Source organism: Mycobacterium sp. NPDC048908, assembly GCF_043197955.1.
Classification (GTDB): Bacteria; Actinomycetota; Actinomycetes; order Mycobacteriales; family Mycobacteriaceae; genus Mycobacterium.
Map to the genome: position 1 here is coordinate 1 of NZ_JBICUE010000010.1, position 16,608 is coordinate 16,608.

Genomic DNA, 16,608 nt, shown 5'->3' on the forward strand with positions numbered 1-16,608 from the left:
TCCCAGAACCGACGACCCACAAACGGATAACGCGGAACCCTCATGACAACCCCTCAACAAGAAGCTGTTGCACCCAGCGCTAGAAACCGCCGCCGAAAATAGGCAACTTTGCGTCTGCTCGCGGTCGAAAGCCGAAGCGGTCAACGGCTGACGTCGTAGGCGTGGTGGACGATGTCGTGCAGGTGGTAGACGGAGATGGTGGCGATCGTGAATTCGCTGCCGTTGCTGCGCAACCCGCGCCGCGACCAAGAGTCTGCGGGCACGTTGGCATAGGTGTCGGCCACGACGTGTGCGGCGTCGAACAATTCGGTCGCGACCGTGGCAGGGTCCTGGGAGGCGTAGTCGTCAGCGATCGCGGTCTCATCCTGATCCCAGTTCGGGAACTGCGGCTCGTCTTCGGTGAGCATCAGTTGAACGCGGTGATCGAAGATGCGGTGCACATCGCGGACGTGGCAGCCGTACTCGAGCGTGGACCACACGTCGGGCTTTCTACGCTGCGCCGCATCGGGTTCGCCAAGGCGTTGCATCCAGTCGGTGGCGTCGGCGCGGATCCGGTCGGCGACCTGCGAGTGGTGCACCGCGGCGGGATCGAAGCCGCACTCGGGACACGCGCGGCTGAGGACCCAGGTCCAGTCCTTGGTGTCGGGTTCGATGGGTTCGGTGGTCACGCCACAAGTGTGTCAGCTGCCTCGCGCATCCCCGGCGCCGCGGGCAGAGTAGCGGATCAGCCAGCGGCGAAATCGGTGAGCAGGGCCGACCGCAGCACATCGAGCGGCAGCCCACCGAGGTCCAGAGCGCGGCCGTGGAACTCCTTCAAGGCCAGCCCTCGGCCGAGCATCTCGTCGCGCAGTTGCTGCCAGATCCGCTGTCCGATCGCGTACGACGGCGCCTGCCCCGGCCACCCCAGGTAGCGGTCCAACTCGAAACGCAGGTTCTCCTCTGCCATCGCGCTGTGCGACTGCAGAAACACCCACGCCCGTTCGGCGTCCCACAGCCCGCCGTCGGGTGCTGTCAGCCCGCAGTGCACGCCGATGTCGAGAACCACACGTGCAGCCCGAAAGCGTTGCGCGTCGAGCATTCCCATCCGATTGCCAGCGTCGTCGAGCCAGCCGAGGTCCGCCATCAACCGTTCGGCGTACAGTGCCCAACCCTCGCCGTGACCGGACACCCAGCAACCCATCCGGCGCCACCGGTTCAGTCGGTCGGACGAGACGACGGCGCGACCGACCTGCAGGTGATGGCCCGGCACGCCTTCGTGGAACACCGTGGTGGTCTCCTGCCAGGTCCGGAACGTGCTGACGCCGGGCGGGACCGACCACCACATCCGGCCTGGACGGCTCAGGTCTTCGGACGGCCCCGTGTAGTAGATGCCCCCGGTGTGCGTCGGGGCGATCCGGCACTCCAGTGTCCGCAGCGCGGGCGCGATGTCGAAATGCGTGTCGGCCAGCGATTCCACCGCGCGGTCGGACAGATCCTGCATCCACACCTGGAGCGCGTCGGTGCCGTGCACCAGATATCGGGGTTCTTCGTCGAGTCGGCGGATCGCCTCGCCGACCGTGAGTCCGGGATAGAGTTGATTGGCGATCGACTCTTGTTCGGCGACAATGGTTTTTAACTGCGCGAGACCCCACTGATAGGTCTCGTCGAGGTCAACAGAGGTGCCGAGGAACTGCCGAGAGAGCAGCTGGTAAGCGGCACGGCTGAACGCGTCCTCGAGTCGGGCGCGCGGCGCGATCTCGTCGCGGAGCACTGTTGCCAACGCGCTGTACGCGTCGGCGGCAGCGGAGGCGTGCTTTTGCAGTTCCGCATGCAGCACAGCGTTGTTCGGCGCTGCGTCGGCGACCATGTCGACGAACAGTTGTTGGATCTGGGCCGCCTGCTGGATGCCGCGGGCGACCTGACGGGCCGCGGGGGCCCGCCCCGCGGTAACCGCTGCCCGTAGCGCATCGGCGTAACCGGCCGCCCGCGCGGGCACCTTCGACATGCGAGTGCCGACCAACGCCCAGTCGTCGTCGGTGTCGGTGGCCATCAGGTCGAACACGTCGCGCATCGACTGCAACGGCGAGGCGATCACGTTGAGATCGCCGACGTCCAATCGGGCGTCGTGTAATTCGATCTGCAACCCCAGTCGTTCGCGCATCGCCGCGATCGTGACGTGGTCCACCTCGTCGGCGGCCGGCACGCCGTCGAGTTCGGCCAATGCCGAGCGGGCCGCCTCGACCCGGGCCTCGACCCCGTCGGGAGAGTAGTCCGTGATGTCGTCATCGTGGCCGAGGATGCCCATTTCCGTTGCCGCGCATGGGTCCAGCGACGCGAACGTGTCGAGGTAACGTTCGGCGACGGCGTCTACGGCCGTTTGCCGCCTAGCCAATGTTGTTCGTCGCGAAGGTGTCGCATTTGTTGGGATCGCCGGTCTGGTAGCCGACGGTGAACCACTTCTGCCGCTGCGCCGACGACCCATGTGTCCACGATTCCGGATTGACCCGGCCGGTGGCCTGCTTCTGGATCCGGTCGTCGCCCACCGAGGACGCCGCTGACAGCGCGTCGGCAATGTCTTTGTCGCTCAACGGTTCAAGAAATGGCACGCCTGTGCTCTCCTGTTTGGTGATCGCTGCGTAGTGGGCCCAGACGCCCGCATAGCAGTCTGCCTGAAGTTCAGTGCGCACACCCGCGCCGGTGGCGCCCTCCGGATCCTGTTGAGCACGGCCCAGCATGCCCTGCAAGTTCTGGACATGGTGGCCGTATTCGTGGGCCACCACGTACTCCTGCGCGAGTGGGCCACCGCTGGAACCGAATTGGTCAACGAGCACCTGGAAGAAGTCGGTATCGAAGTAGGCGGTTCGATCCACCGGACAGTAGAAGGGGCCAACAGAGGTGTCGGCGGGACCGCAGCCGGTCTGCACCGAGCCATGGAACAGCACGGTGTGCGGCGGGGTGTAGCCGCGCAGCAGTTGCGGCCACACACCGTCGACCGAGTTGGTCGTCGCCGCCACTCGGCATTCCACGTATTTGTTGGCGTCCGCTCCGGTCTTGCAATGGCTCAAGTCGTATCCCGGCGCCTGGACGCCTCCCGTGTCGATCTGTTGTTGCTGGGGCACGACCGAACTCGGGTCGACACCGAGGAACAGCGCGAGCACGACGATGATTAGACCACCGAGCCCACCGCCGATCGCGATTCCGCGACCGGGACCGCGGCCGCCGCCCGTGGAGATGTTGCTCGTGTCGATCTGCATACCCTCGTTGAAGGTCATCGCACCGCTCCGTCTCCTTGTTCAGACCCAGGTGTGCCCAGCTTTGCACACTACGATTTGGGCGTGGCAGTCCTTCTTGGACATTCGACCATCGCGCACACCGCGTTCGGAGACCTGCGCGGCACCAGCGACGGTGGGGTGGACGTCTGGCGCGGTGTGCCCTATGCCCAGCAGCCTGTTGGCGAACGCCGATTCCTGGCGCCGGAGCCGCTGCGGCCGTGGACCGGCGTGCGCGACGCGCTCGAGCACGGACCGCTGCCGCCGCAGAGCAAGTCGTTCGTCGGCGGCGGGCGCGACGATCCGAAGGTGCGCGACGAGGCGTGTCTGACGCTGACGGTCTGGTCGCCGGGCACCGGCGGCTCGCTTCCGGTGATGGTGTGGATTCCGGGTGGGGCCTTCGTGTACGGCGCGGGTCAGTTCCAGCTCTACAACGGGTCGCGGCTGGCGGCCAACGGAAACGTGGTGGTGGTCAACATCACCTACCGGATCGGGGTGTTCGGCGGCTTCGAACTCAGCGACCTCGGCGAGGGGTTCGACGACAACCTCGCGCTGCGTGACCAGATGGCCGCTCTGCGATGGGTTCGGGACAACATCGCGGCGTTCGGCGGTGATCCCGATCGGGTGACGGTGTTCGGCGAATCCGCGGGCGCGACGTCGGTGCTGGCACTGCTGGCCAGCCCGGCGGCCGACGGCCTCTTCCGCCGCGCGATCGCCCAGAGCCCCGCGCTGCCGCTCATCGCCGATCGCGACCTGCGGGCTAGGCGGGCGCACGAGTTCCTCGAGCGGCTTGGCGTGCGCCCCGCCGAGGTCAAGGCGCTGCCGCAGCGGCAGTTGCGACGCGCCGCGGGGCTGCTGCAACTCAAGAGCGCGGCGACGACGCCGACGCTGGCGTACGGCCTGACCTACGGCGTCGACCTGTTGCCCGACCATCCCGTCGACGCCGCGCGGGCGGGCACGCTGGCGCGGGTGCCGCTGATCATCGGCACCAACAGCCACGAGGCGTCGATGTTCGCGTGGACCAAGCCCCCGATGCTGCCCACCACCACCGCATCCATCGACGCCTACCTCAACCGCGTCGCACCGGATGCCAGAGAGCGCGTGCTCGCCGCGTACCCGGACTATCCGCGGCGGCGTGCGCTGGTCGCGTTCGGGTCGGATTGCATGTTCGGCGGCCCGGCGTGGGCGTTCGCCGATGCGTACAGCGCGCACGCCCCGACGCACATGTACCGCTTCGACCATTTCGGTTGGAGCCTGCGGGTTCTCGGCCTCGGCGCCACGCACGGCAGCGAGATCGTGCACATCCAGCACAGCTACGCCTCGTTCATCGGGCGCAAGCTGCATCCGCTGGGCCGACGGTTGCAGCCGCCGGTCGGCAGGCGCATGCAGCGCGCCTGGCTGGACTTCGCCGCGCAGGGATGGGACACCGGCCAGATCCACTGGTCGAACGGACACGACTGGCCGGCGTACGACACCGAGCACCGCTACACGCGCATCATCCTGTCGGCGCGCGACATGGTCGTCGAGGATCCCGACGCGGAACGCCGCAAGGCGTGGGCGGGTCTGTACTGATCTCCCGAGAGGCGCCGAAAACGTTCCGGTACACATTCGCCTGAAACGCGTGCGAAAACTCTGACCTCGCCGGTGTCCTAGCCGGGGCCGTCGCTGGCCGCCGCCAACAGCGGCACCAGCACCTCGCTGATCGGTGCGGCCAGTCCGTGCGCGGCCGCCTTGCGCAGGACCACGCCGTTGCGGATGTCCCACTCCAGCGCGCGACCCGCTTCGCGGTCGGTCAGCATCGACGTGGTGATGTCGGGCGGACCCTGCGCCAGCAGCCCGATGACTTCGTCGATCACCTCGACGCCGAGGTTGGCGCCCTCGGCCTGTGCCACGGCAAGGCATTCGGCCAGATACCGGCGGCCTAGGGTCGCGACGTCGTCGAGACGGAAGATGCCTGCGCGCCGCCCGGTCAGCACCATGAATCCGACCACGGCGTTGACCAGCAGCTTGTGCCACGCGGCGGTGATGAAATCCGGATCCAAGTCGACCGTGACGCCTGCCCCGCGCAACAACTCTGCGAGCGTCGCCGCCGCCTCGCTGTCCGGCAGCACCAGCCGAGGCTGCGTGCGCACCCGCACCCAGCCCTCCGGCTGGACCTCCGACGAGACCCAGATCGCCGCGGGTACAACCGTCGAGGACGGGCAGAGCCGGCCGACACGCTCGACCTGTTCGACTCCGTTCTGCAACGCGCACACGATCGTGCGGTCATCGCACAGCCGTTTCAGCCAGCCGCCTGCCTGGTCGTTCTGGGTGTCTTTGACCGCGATGAACACGACGTCGACCGGTCCCTCGACGTCGGCCGGGTCCGTGTGCACCGGCCCCGGCACCACGATCGGCTCGTGGTGCTCGGGCCGAACCTCGATCGCATCGCGCGCGGTGTGCCCACACAACAGCAACGAATGACCCGCGGTGTGCAGATAGGCGGCGACGGTGGCACCGATGGCGCCGGGTCCGATCAGTGCAATGCTCTTGGCCGGCTCATGGTCTTCACGCAAGCGCTCATCCACGACGCCAAGTTACGCCCCACTACACTGTGGCAGTCCTGTCGTCAGGCCTTTCCCAGGGAGTTCTCGTGCTGCGCACACATGCCGCCGGTTCGTTGCGGTCCACCGATGCCGGGCAGAGGGTGACCCTTGCCGGCTGGGTGGCGCGACGCCGTGACCACGGCGGCGTCATCTTCATCGACCTGCGCGACGCCTCGGGGGTGTCGCAGGTGGTGTTCCGCGAGGGTGATGTGCTGGCGCAGGCGCACCGACTGCGGGCGGAATTCTGCATCGCGGTCGACGGCCTGGTCGAGGTCCGCCCGCAAGGCAACGAGAACCCGGAAATTCCGACCGGTGAGATCGAGGTCAATGCGACGTCGCTGACGGTGCTGGGGGAGAGCGCACCGCTGCCATTCCAGCTCGACGAGACCGCCGGCGAAGAGGCCAGGCTGAAGTACCGCTACCTGGATCTGCGCCGCGAGGGTCCTGGTGCCGCAATTCGGTTGCGCTCCAAGGCAAATGCCGCGGCGCGCGAGGTGCTGGCCCGGCACGACTTCGTCGAGATCGAGACGCCGACGATGACGCGCTCGACACCGGAAGGCGCCCGCGACTTCCTGGTGCCCGCGCGACTGCAGCCGGGAAGCTTCTACGCGTTGCCGCAGAGCCCGCAGCTGTTCAAGCAGCTGCTGATGGTCGCGGGCATGGAGCGCTACTATCAGATCGCCAGGTGCTACCGCGACGAGGATTTCCGCGCCGACCGCCAACCGGAGTTCACCCAGCTGGACATGGAGCTCAGCTTCGTCGACAGCGAGGACGTAATCGCGATCTCCGAACAGATCATCAAGGCGTTGTGGGCGCTGATCGGCTACGACGTGCCAACTCCGCTGCCGCGCATGACATATGCCGACGCGATGAGGCTCTACGGCTCGGACAAACCCGATCTGCGTTTCGGGCTGTCGCTGGTCGAATGCACTGACTACTTCAAGGACACGTCCTTCCGCGTGTTCCAGGCGCCCTACGTCGGGGCCGTCGTCATGCCTGGCGGCGCCTCGCAGCCGCGTCGCACGCTGGACGGCTGGCAGGAGTTCGCCAAGCAGCGCGGGCACCGCGGTCTGGCTTACGTGCTGGTAGGCGGCGACGGCGAGCTGGGCGGCCCGGTGGCCAAGAACCTGTCGGAAGCCGAGCGCGACGGGCTGGCCGCGCATGTCGGCGCCGCACCAGGGGATTGCATCTTCTTCTCGGCGGGCCCGGCCAAGTCGTCTCGGGGACTGCTCGGCGCGGTCCGCATCGAGATCGCCAAGCGCCAGGAGCTGATCGACCCGAACGCGTGGGCGTTCACCTGGATCGTGGACCCGCCGCTGTTCGAACCCGCCGACGAGGCCACCGCCCACGGTGACGTGGCGGTCGGCTCGGGCGCGTGGACCGCTGTGCACCACGCGTTCACCGCACCCAAGCCGGAGTTCTCCGACAGCATCGACACCGATCCGGGGGCCGTGCTCGCCGACGCCTATGACGTGGTCTGCAACGGCAACGAAATCGGCGGCGGCTCGATCCGTATCCACCGCCGCGACGTCCAGGAAAAGGTGTTCGCGGTGATGGGTCTCGACAAGGCCGAAGCCGAGGAGAAGTTCGGATTCCTGTTTGAAGCATTCACCTTTGGTGCACCGCCGCACGGCGGCATCGCGTTCGGATGGGACCGCATCAACGCGCTGCTTTCCGGCATGGACTCGATCCGCGAGGTGATCGCGTTCCCGAAGTCGGGTGGCGGTGTCGACCCGCTGACCGGGGCGCCCGCACCGATCACGGCGCAGCAGCGCAAGGAGTCGGGAATCGACGCCCGGAGCCGCGATGGCGGCGACATTCAGCAGAAGCCGGAGAAGCCGGAGAAGAAGGACTAAGCAGGCTCAGGGGTCCGCGCCGTCACGAAGAACCGGCGCAGTGCGTCGGCCATCTGCGCGCGGATCGGTGCACCCGAAAGCACGATGTCCACCATGGTCAGCGAGGCGTGCGTGTGGCCCCGTGCGGCGACATGTTCGGTCGGCACGCCCGCCGCGGTGAGCGCGGCGGCGTATGCCCGCCCGTCGTCGCGCAGCGGGTCGAACTCGGCGCTCACCACCATCGCCGGCGGCAACCCGGACAGATCATCCGCACACAGCGGTGCGACGCGGGGATCGCTGCGCTGCGCCTCGTCGACGTAGTTGTCGTAGAACCATTGCATGAGGGTGTCGTCAAGCCGTAGCCGTCGGCGTTCTCGGTGTACGACGCGAGCGCGGTGCTGCCGCTGGTCACCGGTGTCAGAAGCGCCTGTCCGGCGATCTGCGGTCCGCCGGCGTCGTGTGCGAGTTGGCAGACCACTGCGGCCAGCCCCGCGCCTGAACTCCAGCCGGCCACCGCGAGTTGCTCCGGCCGACCGCCGAGTGTTTCGGCGTTGTCGGCGACCCACCGCAGCGCGGCCATCGCGTCGTCGACGGCGGCAGGGAACCGGTGCTCGGGTGCATGCCGGTAGTTCACCGATACGACGACCGCGTCGCTTTGCAGGGACAAGTCGCGACACAGCGGGTCATCCGAGACAGCGTCACCGAGAACCCAACCCCCGCCGTGGAAGTACACCACAAGAGGGTGCGGTCCTGGTGACGGTGGCCGGTACAGCCGGTAACTGAGATCACCTGTAGCCCCGGGGAATTCACCGTCGACAAGCTCGCCGACCTCTGGCCCCGGCGGGCGATCGGCGAGCGTCTGCAGATAAAACACGCGAGCGTCGGCAGCCGCCATCGACTCCATCGGCGGTAGATTCAGCGCCGCGATCTCCATCAGCACCATCTCGACGTCCGGTTGCAGCCGGCGCACCACGCCGTCGATGCACTGTGAGCCGTTGGGGCCGGACAGCGTGAAGCCCAGATAGTCGCGGGCGACCACCTCCTCGCAAGTGGCGCGGTAGAAGTCGACACCGGCGCAGTACGGCAGGAACACCCGGGGCTTGCCGGGCACGTTGGCGCCCATGTACCAGGAGTCTGCGGTGGGGAACAGGGTGATGTCGGCGCAGTCGTTGACGTGCTGTACCCATCCCGCCTCAGCTGTCTCAGTCGGTTCGATGACGGCGAAACCCTTGGCGGACATGTCATCGAGGCAGTCGAGCACCCAATCGACGTGCTGTTCGATCGACACGGTCATGTTCGACAGCACGGACGGGCTGCCTGGGCCCGTGATCAGGAACAGGTTGGGGAATCCGACCGTGGTCAGCCCGAGATACGTCTTCGGCCCGCTTGCCCATTTGTCCTTGAGCGCCAGTCCGTTACGCCCCCTGATGTCGACGGCGGTGACGGCACCGGTGACGGCGTCGAAACCGGTCGCGAACACGATCACGTCGACAGGGAAGGCTTCGTCGGCGGTGTCGATTCCGGTCTCGGTGATCTGTCGAATCGGATGCTTGCGGATGTTGACCAGGCGCACGTGCGGCAGGTTGTAGGTGGCGTAGTAGTCGGTGTCGAGGCAGGGCCGCTTCGTCCCGATGGGGTATTCCGTGGGGCACAGTTCGCGCGCCGTCGCGGGATCGTCGACGATGCTGCGAATCTTGTTGCGGACGAATTCGGCGAACTCGTGGTTGGCGGCGGGATTGCTGAGCACGTCGGCGAACACGGTGAACGACTGCAGCAACAGCCCCATTTCCCAGATCTGTTCATAGCGTTGTTGGCGGTCGGCCTCCGAGACGCTGAATGTCGGGCTGAGGTTGCGCTCCATCGGCACGCCGTTGGGTGACACCTTCGCAGCGGCGCGGTATTCGGCCTCCGCCTCGATCGGCACGAGCATCTCCGGTGTGACAGGTCCGTTGTGCGCGGGGATGCAGAAGGTGCCGGTGCGCTGGAACACCAGCACCTGCTCCGCCTGCTTGGCGATGATCGGGATCGATTGCACCCCAGAAGAACCCGTGCCGATCACCGCTACGCGCTTGCCGGTGAAGTCGACGGGGTCATGTGGCCAGCGGCTGGTGAAGTACACGTCGCCGGCGAAGCGCTCGAGGCCATCGATGTCCGGCGGCTTGGGTATGGACAAACAACCCGTGGCCATCACGACGAATCGAGCCGTGACCTCGTCGCCCGCATCGGTGCGCACGCGCCACAGCGCGGACTCATCGTCCCAGAGGGCCCGCTGCACCCTGGTCGAGAACGTGATGTGGCGGCGCAGGTCGTGCTTCTCGGCGACATGGTTCAAATAGCGAAGGATGTCGGGCTGGGTCGCGTACTTCTCCGACCACTGCCAGCCGCTGCGCCAATCGGGATCGAAGCTGTACATGTAGTCGATGGTCGGTATGTCGACCCTGGCACCCGGATACCGGTTCCAATACCACGTACCGCCGAGGTCGTCGCCCGCTTCGAAGATCCGCATCGAGTGGCCGGCCCTGCTCAGCCGGTAGGCAAGGTAGAGGCCCGCGATCCCGGCGCCGACCACGACGACGTTTACATCAGGTGTCCCGGCTGTATCGGTCATCACTCGATGATCCCGCCGCACCGATCTGCTGTACTGAGTACGGCAATACTCGAATGCCCGGGAATACACCTCGGCGTGCACAAGCTGGATGGAGCATGACTCAGCCCCCCGACGCCGAAGCGACGAAGGCTTTCAACGCCAAGATCGCCGAGGAGTTCCGCGCCAACGCCGGTGAAGTCGACGCGTTCAAAGGCAACGAACTCTTACTGCTGACGACCACCGGCGCGAAGTCGGGTCAACCGCGTCTTTCACCGTTGTCGTGCAAGCGAATTGACGGCAAGCTGGTGGTGATCGGGGGTTACGGCGGCGCGGACGTCACCCCGGCATGGGTGCACAACCTGCGGGCCAACCGCCGCGCGCGCGTCGAACTCGGCACGGAATCGTTCGACGTCCTCGCGCGCGAACTGCTCGGCGCCGACCGCGACGAAATCGTGCCGAAGGTGGTGGCGATCGCGCCGCAGTTCGAGGTCTTTCAGGCGAACGTCAGCCGGGTGATCCCGATCTTCGAATTGGTGCCGATCGAATAGCGGCGCCCGGCGCCTGCGTTGAGCGGTGCGTGACATCATCTATGAACGCCGAGGAGTGGCAGGCGGTCAACGACCCCATCGACGGCAAGATGATCGTCGCGCAGCAATCGTTTTTGGCGAGTATCGGCAGCGGACCATTCGGGTGTTCGGGCTGTTCGAACTGCAGCGGGTCTTATTTCTGGGTAGAAATGATGTCGCGCGCGGGTAACTTGAAGCGTCATGACCGAGATACCGGACGCCGAGGCCATGAAGGCCTTCAACACGAGCATCGTCGACGAGTTTCGCGCCAACGGCGGCGTGGTCGGTGGGCCGTTCGAAGGGGCGACGCTGCTGTTGTTGACCACCACGGGCGCCAAGTCGGGACAGCAGCGGCTGAATCCACTGGCCTATCTGACCATCGACGGCAAGATGATCATCATCGGCTCAAAGGCCGGGGCCGACACCAACCCGGACTGGGTGCACAACCTCCGGGCTAACCCGCGAGCTCACATCGAGGTCGGCACCGACGCGTATGACGTGATCGCGAGGGAGCTACCTCCCGAAGAACGCAACGCGACCTACCCGAAGGTGGTGGCGTTGTCGCCCGGTTTCGGTGAGTACCAGGAGAAGACGAGTCGCGTCATTCCGCTGTTCGAACTGCAGCGGGCCTAGGCCGGCCTGGCGTAGTCGAGTTCGAACAACGCGCGGTTTTCGTTGACGAAATCCTCGACCGACATCACACGCCGTCCGAGGATGGTCGGGGCCGTGTCGGTGATGCCCGCCAGACGTCCCTCTTGCTGATCAATGGTCACGGCCTCGAAGTGCCTGAGCTTGGCCGTGTCGTCGGGGATGTCGAGCAGATTCAAAAACGTCGCGACGGTGGTTCGCTCGTACGGAAGGTCCCTGCCGAGAGCGCGGCCGGCCTCTGCGGCCAGTTCCCTGTGGCTGTATTCCACGGGCCCGGTCAGGGTGTAGGTGCGGCCGCCGTGGCCCTCGGGCTTGCCGAGGATGGTGGCGGCGGTCGCCGCGGTGTCGCGCCCCGCGATCGGGGCGAAACGGCTGTCGGGGTCAAAAGGCATGACGTAGCGGCCGTTTCGGATCACACCAGCGATGTACGTCAACCACTCCATGAAAAAGGTGACCCGCAGATTGGTGGTCGGCACGGCCGACCAGTCGAAGATCTGCTCGGAGAGCCAGTGGTTCTGTGTCGCCTTACTGCGGGCGTGGGGGCGCGACTGAATGTGCGACATGTTGACGATCAGTTCGAGGTCATGTTCCTTGGCTGCCTGGGCGAACATCACTGCCGCCTCGACGAGGCCTTCGCCCACCGGGAAGTTGAAGTAGGCGCGCTGCACGCCGTCAAGCGCTGCGCGCACATCGCGAAAACTCAACAGATCGCCGACAACCACTTCGGCACCGGCATCACGAAGGCGTTGGGCGCGGGCGTCATCGCTGCGTACCATTGCCCTCACCGGGACGCCGGACCCCAGTAGGTACTCGACCATCGGCCGTCCGGTGTCACCGTTGGCGGTGGTGACCAGAACCTTCGTCATGGGAATCTCTCTCGACAGAGATTGCACCCAGGGCCGTGAAGGGCATCGGATCAACGACCCTGAGTGCAATTGGGGGGCACGCCTTAGAGGCGCTCGATGATGGTGGCGTTGGCCATACCACCTGCTTCGCACATCGTCTGTAGCGCGTAGCGTCCGCCGCGCTGCTCGAGCGCGTTGACCATCGTCGTCATGATGCGCGCACCGCTGGCACCCAGTGGGTGGCCGATCGCGATCGCACCGCCGTTGACATTCGTCTTCGCCAGGTCGGCCCCGGTGTCCTTGGCCCAGGCCAGCACGACGGGCGCGAACGCCTCGTTGACCTCGAACAGGTCGATGTCGTCGAGCATCAAACCTGCTCGTTGCAAGACCTTTTCGGTCGCCGGGATGACACCGGTCAACATGTAGAGCGGATCCGACCCGACCACGGTCGCCGTGTGGATGCGAGCCAGGGGACGCAGCCCGAGGCGGCGTGCCACCTCGCTGGTGGTGATCAGCACGGCCGCGCTGCCATCGGACAGCGGCGACGAGTTGCCCGCCGTGATCTCCCACTTGATCTGCGGGAAACGGGCTTCATAGGCCGGGTTGTAGAACGCAGGTTTCAACCCGGCGAGCGTCTCCACCGTGGTGCCGGGACGGATGATCTCGTCGGTGGTGAGTCCCACGATCGGCGCGAGTTCGTTGTCGAACCGGCCCTCTTTGGTTGCCGCCGCCGCCTTTTCGTGGCTGCCCGCGGAGAACTCGTCGAGTTGCTGGCGGGAGAACCCCCACTTCGCGGCGATCAATTCCGCGCTTATGCCCTGCGGCACAAGGCCTTCCGGATAGCGTTGCGCCATCTGGCCGAACGGGTCGCTGCCGGGCAGCACACTCGAGCCCATCGGGACCCGGCCCATCGATTCGACACCGGCGGCGACGGCGATGTCGTAGGCCCCCGAGATCACGCCCTGGGCGGCGAAGCTGATCGCCTGCTGACTGCTGCCGCACTGACGGTCGACCGTCGTACCAGGCACAGCTTCGGGGAAGCCCGCCCCGAGCAGCGCGTTGCGCGCGATGTTGACGGCCTGATCACCCACCTGGGTGACTGCGCCCGCGATGACGTCGTCGATCTGCGCCGGGTCGACCCCGGTCCGGTGCACCAGTTCCTTCAGGCTGTGCGCCAGCAGATCGACAGGCAGCACGTCGTGCAGCGCACCGCCCGCCTTGCCCTTTCCGATCGGAGTGCGTACCGCACCCACGATGACCGCATCTCGGCCTGCATATCCGGCCATTGCTGCCTCCTGAACTCCACCCTGAGTATTGCTCGCTATATCTAGCTTTAACACCTGCATATAGTGGAAACAACCCAGAAGAGGAGTGACGTGCATGACAGTGCTGCAGGGTCCGCTCGTCGACCGCGACGCCTGGTCGGCAGTGGGAAAGTGCCCGGTCGAGAAGACCATGGCGTTGTTGGGGACGAAGTCGACGATGCTGATCATGCGGGAGGCCTTCTACGGCACCACCCGCTTCGAGGACTTCTGGCGCCGCGTCGGGGTCACCAAGGCGGCGGTGTCGGCCCGGCTCACCGAACTCGTCGATGTCGGGCTGCTGGAGCGAAGGCCCTACAAAGAGCCGGGGCAGCGTACGCGCGACGAGTACGTGCTCACCGAAGCCGGGCTCGATTTCATGCCGGTGGTGTGGGCGTTGTTTCAATGGGGGGGGCGACACCTGCCGGACAGCCCGTCGCTGCAGCTTGCACATCGGGACTGCGGCGCCGAAGCCACCGTCGAAGTCCGTTGCGCACACGGACACCGCGTGCCCTCCGACGAACTCGTGGTGCAACTCGCGGGAACGCTCAGTCGGTGAAGCAGTAGGAATCGCTCGACGCGTCGCCGCCCTGTAGCCGGGTCTGGTGCACGCGCAAGCCGTGAAACTCCTCGCCGTTGGGGAAGAATTTTGCGTCGGCAACCAGCCCGCCCGCCGTTACATCGGCGTCCAGCTTGGCCATCCACGCGCCGACGCCGTCGGGGTAGAAGACCTCATCCCATGCCGCGTAGAGCGAGTTGGTGGCATAGACCCGCTTGCCGTCGCGGCTGATCTCGATCATCTGCGGTCCACCCGCCAGACGCAGGCTCGGCTCGGCCGGATGCGGTTCGCGCCGGACTATGCCGCCGAGGTGAACGGACGCCGTCTCGCGCGGGTGGAACGGGTCGCTCACCTCAAACTGCTTGAGTTCGCCTGTGCCCCAACATGATACATAGAGCCAGCGGTCATCGACCGAGAGGTCGATGTCGGACACCAGGGGCGGGACCGCGCCGAACGGCTTCAATGCGGGGGGTAGGTCGTCGACGTCAGCGGGTTCGGCAGGAATCGTGATGACTTTGTCGACGGCCCACCGGTCGTCGTCTCTGTGCCATAGCCACACCGAGGCGGACAGATCCTCGACGCTGATCACCACTCCCGCGAACCCCCAGGTCTTCGTCGGATCGTGCGCGGGCCGCAATTCCAGCACCATCTGGTGCTGGTCGCCCAGGTCGATGCGCTGCGTCAAGGTGCGATCGGACATGCTCCAGAAGTTCAGGTGGTGCCCGAACTTCCGGCCGAGCAAGTCCTCGGGGTTCAGTCCGTTCTCAATCATCGACGGCGATGCCCACTCCGAGGTGATCACGGTGTCCTGGCGTAGATGCCACCACACGTCGTAGGCGAAGAACTGTGCACCGCGGTCCTTTTCCCATGGCCCGACGACCTCGAACGTGTCGTGGTCGAGCAGTGCGACACCACCGGGCCCATCGTCACCGTTGGGGCCGCCGAGAGCGGACATGAAGATGCCGCCGGGCCCGCAGTGCACGGTGTGCGGGCGAGAGTAGCCGGCCTTGGCTGCGAGTTCGTCGGCGCTGATCGTGTACGCCAGCACCGGGTTTCGTGGATCCGGTTGCGTGTCGAGCACAAAGGTGTTGGATGACCGGATGCCAGGAACGACGAGGTAGCGCCGCTCTATGGAATGGCCGTCGTGGCCCTCGTGGCACAGTGCGCTCGAGCAGGCGTTCCAGCCGAAGTGGTGCAGTTCATTGCCCGCCGTCGGGAGTTCGGACCAGCCGACGACGCGACCGTACGACGACGAGGACGAGTCGCAGTCCACCACGGCGAGCGCGTCTTTCGCCTGGCCCGCTGGATCGAATGCGACAACATAGGCAAGCTGCTCAGGCGCCGCCGCGACGGCGGCCCCCGGGCTGCGGTAGAAGGTTGGATCAGAAGCAGCCATGCCACTGATGATCCGCCGCGGCGACGCCGGTGGTTGCCGTTCTGCAAGAACGCCTTGACCAATGTTTCGGAGCCTGCGGCAGCGGCTGGCTACTGTGCCGACATGTTGCATTTGCGGGTGATCACGCCGGCCGAACTCCGTGAGTCGGTCATCGACCTGTTGACCGCGAACCCCGGCGTGGCGCATCTTGTCGTCCACCGCGGGGCAGCGATCGACCCGAGTGGCGACGAGATCACCGCCGACATCGCCAGGGAGTCGGCCAACGACGTCATCGAAGGGCTCAAGGCGCTGGGAGTGAAGGAACGCGGGGCGATCACGCTCGACGTCGTCGACACCGTCCTGTCGACGCGGGCCTATCGCGCTGAGGACGAAGCTGCGGGCGATCCCGCCGACGCCGTGGTGTGGGACGAACTCGCCGCGCGCACGCGCGAGGAGTCCACCCTCAACGCTGCCTACCTGGCCTTCCTGTGCCTGGCGTGCTTGATCGCGGCAGTCGGTGTGGTCAACGATTCGCCCGTCACCGTGGTCGGCGCGATGGTGGTCGGTCCGGAGTTCGGTCCCTTGGCGGCGCTCGCCGTCGCGCTTGTGCGTCGGCGAGCCTACCTTGCGCGTCGCGCCGCCGTCGCGTTGTTCGTCGGATTCCCGGTGGCGATGCTCGTCACAGCGCTCGGGGTGCTGGCCGGGGAGGCGCTGGGCTGGATCACCCTGCAGAGCACCCGCCAGCTGTCCGAGGTTGACTTCATCTTCCAGGTGGGACCGTTGTCTTTGGTGGTCGCCCTGTTCGCAGGGGCCGCGGGCATGCTGTCGCTGGTGTCGGCGAAATCGGCTGCGCTGGTTGGGGTGTTCATCTCGGTCACGACGGTGCCCGCCGCGGGGTTCGCTGTTGTGGCGGCGACAGTGGGGGACTGGGCCGTCGCCGGCCAATCCGCCGCGCAGCTGGCCGTCAACCTGGTCGGGATCGTGGTGGCCGGCGTGGTCGTGTTGTGGGTCCGCAAGGTCGCGGATCGCCGCAGGCAAGCACGAGCACGGTCGGTGTGA

At 66.4% G+C, this 16,608-nt stretch carries 13 protein-coding genes and 1 pseudogene; 6 read left to right on the forward strand and 8 right to left on the reverse strand.

Translation table 11 applies throughout. The features are described 5' to 3' along the window. Positions 1–140: 140 nt before the first annotated feature. Genes ACGFK1_RS23190 through ACGFK1_RS23200 form a run of 3 tightly spaced genes read right to left on the reverse strand, consistent with a single transcriptional unit; the run spans position 141 to position 3,251 of the window. The gene (locus tag ACGFK1_RS23190; protein WP_393434768.1) at positions 141–668 is read right to left on the reverse strand and encodes a DinB family protein; all 528 of its coding nucleotides are present in this window, start codon (positions 666–668) and stop codon (positions 141–143) included. A gap of 56 nt (positions 669–724) precedes the next feature. Next, the gene (locus ACGFK1_RS23195) at positions 725–2,371 is read right to left on the reverse strand and encodes a DUF885 domain-containing protein (protein WP_393434771.1); all 1,647 of its coding nucleotides are present in this window, start codon (positions 2,369–2,371) and stop codon (positions 725–727) included. Beyond that, positions 2,364–3,251, reverse strand: a complete 888-nt coding sequence (locus tag ACGFK1_RS23200) for a neutral zinc metallopeptidase (protein ID WP_393434774.1) — start codon at positions 3,249–3,251, stop codon at positions 2,364–2,366. The genes ACGFK1_RS23195 and ACGFK1_RS23200 overlap by 8 nt, the downstream gene beginning before the upstream one ends. A gap of 63 nt (positions 3,252–3,314) precedes the next feature. Between ACGFK1_RS23200 and ACGFK1_RS23205 the strand changes: the two genes are divergently transcribed. Beyond that, a complete protein-coding gene (locus ACGFK1_RS23205) occupies positions 3,315–4,820 on the forward strand; it encodes a carboxylesterase/lipase family protein (RefSeq protein ID WP_393434777.1) in 1,506 nt (501 codons plus the stop codon). Positions 4,821–4,897: 77 nt separating this feature from the next. Here ACGFK1_RS23205 and ACGFK1_RS23210 read toward each other — a convergent pair whose 3' ends face one another. Beyond that, positions 4,898–5,815: an oxidoreductase gene (locus ACGFK1_RS23210; RefSeq protein WP_393434780.1), complete on the reverse strand. Its 918-nt coding sequence runs from the start codon at positions 5,813–5,815 to the stop codon at positions 4,898–4,900. A 65-nt stretch (positions 5,816–5,880) separates the two neighbouring features. Between ACGFK1_RS23210 and aspS the strand changes: the two genes are divergently transcribed. Continuing rightward, a complete protein-coding gene (gene aspS, locus ACGFK1_RS23215; protein WP_393434783.1) occupies positions 5,881–7,689 on the forward strand; it encodes an aspartate--tRNA ligase in 1,809 nt (602 codons plus the stop codon). Here the strand turns inward: aspS and ACGFK1_RS23220 are convergent. After that, a pseudogene (locus ACGFK1_RS23220) lies at positions 7,686–10,276 on the reverse strand (FAD-dependent oxidoreductase). The gene aspS and the pseudogene ACGFK1_RS23220 sit on opposite strands and share 4 nt — an antisense overlap. Positions 10,277–10,371: 95 nt before the next feature. Here ACGFK1_RS23220 and ACGFK1_RS23225 point away from each other — a divergent pair. Further along, positions 10,372–10,803, forward strand: a complete 432-nt coding sequence (locus tag ACGFK1_RS23225; protein ID WP_393434786.1) for a nitroreductase/quinone reductase family protein — start codon at positions 10,372–10,374, stop codon at positions 10,801–10,803. 219 nt (positions 10,804–11,022) lie between these two features. Next, positions 11,023–11,454: a nitroreductase/quinone reductase family protein gene (locus ACGFK1_RS23230; protein WP_393434789.1), complete on the forward strand. Its 432-nt coding sequence runs from the start codon at positions 11,023–11,025 to the stop codon at positions 11,452–11,454. Here the strand turns inward: ACGFK1_RS23230 and ACGFK1_RS23235 are convergent. Both ACGFK1_RS23235 and ACGFK1_RS23240 read right to left on the reverse strand, forming a co-directional pair. After that, positions 11,451–12,335, reverse strand: a complete 885-nt coding sequence (locus ACGFK1_RS23235; RefSeq protein ID WP_393434792.1) for an NAD(P)H-binding protein — start codon at positions 12,333–12,335, stop codon at positions 11,451–11,453. The two genes, ACGFK1_RS23230 and ACGFK1_RS23235, sit on opposite strands and share 4 nt — an antisense overlap. Positions 12,336–12,418: 83 nt before the next feature. Further along, a complete protein-coding gene (locus ACGFK1_RS23240) occupies positions 12,419–13,600 on the reverse strand; it encodes a thiolase family protein (protein WP_393434799.1) in 1,182 nt (393 codons plus the stop codon). Between the two features lie 94 nt (positions 13,601–13,694). Between ACGFK1_RS23240 and ACGFK1_RS23245 the strand changes: the two genes are divergently transcribed. Further along, entirely contained in the window at positions 13,695–14,174 is a 480-nt protein-coding gene (locus ACGFK1_RS23245) for a winged helix-turn-helix transcriptional regulator (RefSeq protein ID WP_393434802.1), read from the forward strand. Here ACGFK1_RS23245 and ACGFK1_RS23250 read toward each other — a convergent pair. Continuing rightward, positions 14,164–15,570 (reverse strand): selenium-binding protein SBP56-related protein, encoded by a 1,407-nt coding sequence (locus ACGFK1_RS23250; RefSeq protein WP_393434805.1) that lies wholly within the window; start codon positions 15,568–15,570, stop codon positions 14,164–14,166. The genes ACGFK1_RS23245 and ACGFK1_RS23250 overlap by 11 nt on opposite strands. 102 nt (positions 15,571–15,672) lie before the next feature. Between ACGFK1_RS23250 and ACGFK1_RS23255 the strand changes: the two genes are divergently transcribed. Continuing rightward, the gene (locus ACGFK1_RS23255; protein WP_393434808.1) at positions 15,673–16,608 is read left to right on the forward strand and encodes a DUF389 domain-containing protein; all 936 of its coding nucleotides are present in this window, start codon (positions 15,673–15,675) and stop codon (positions 16,606–16,608) included.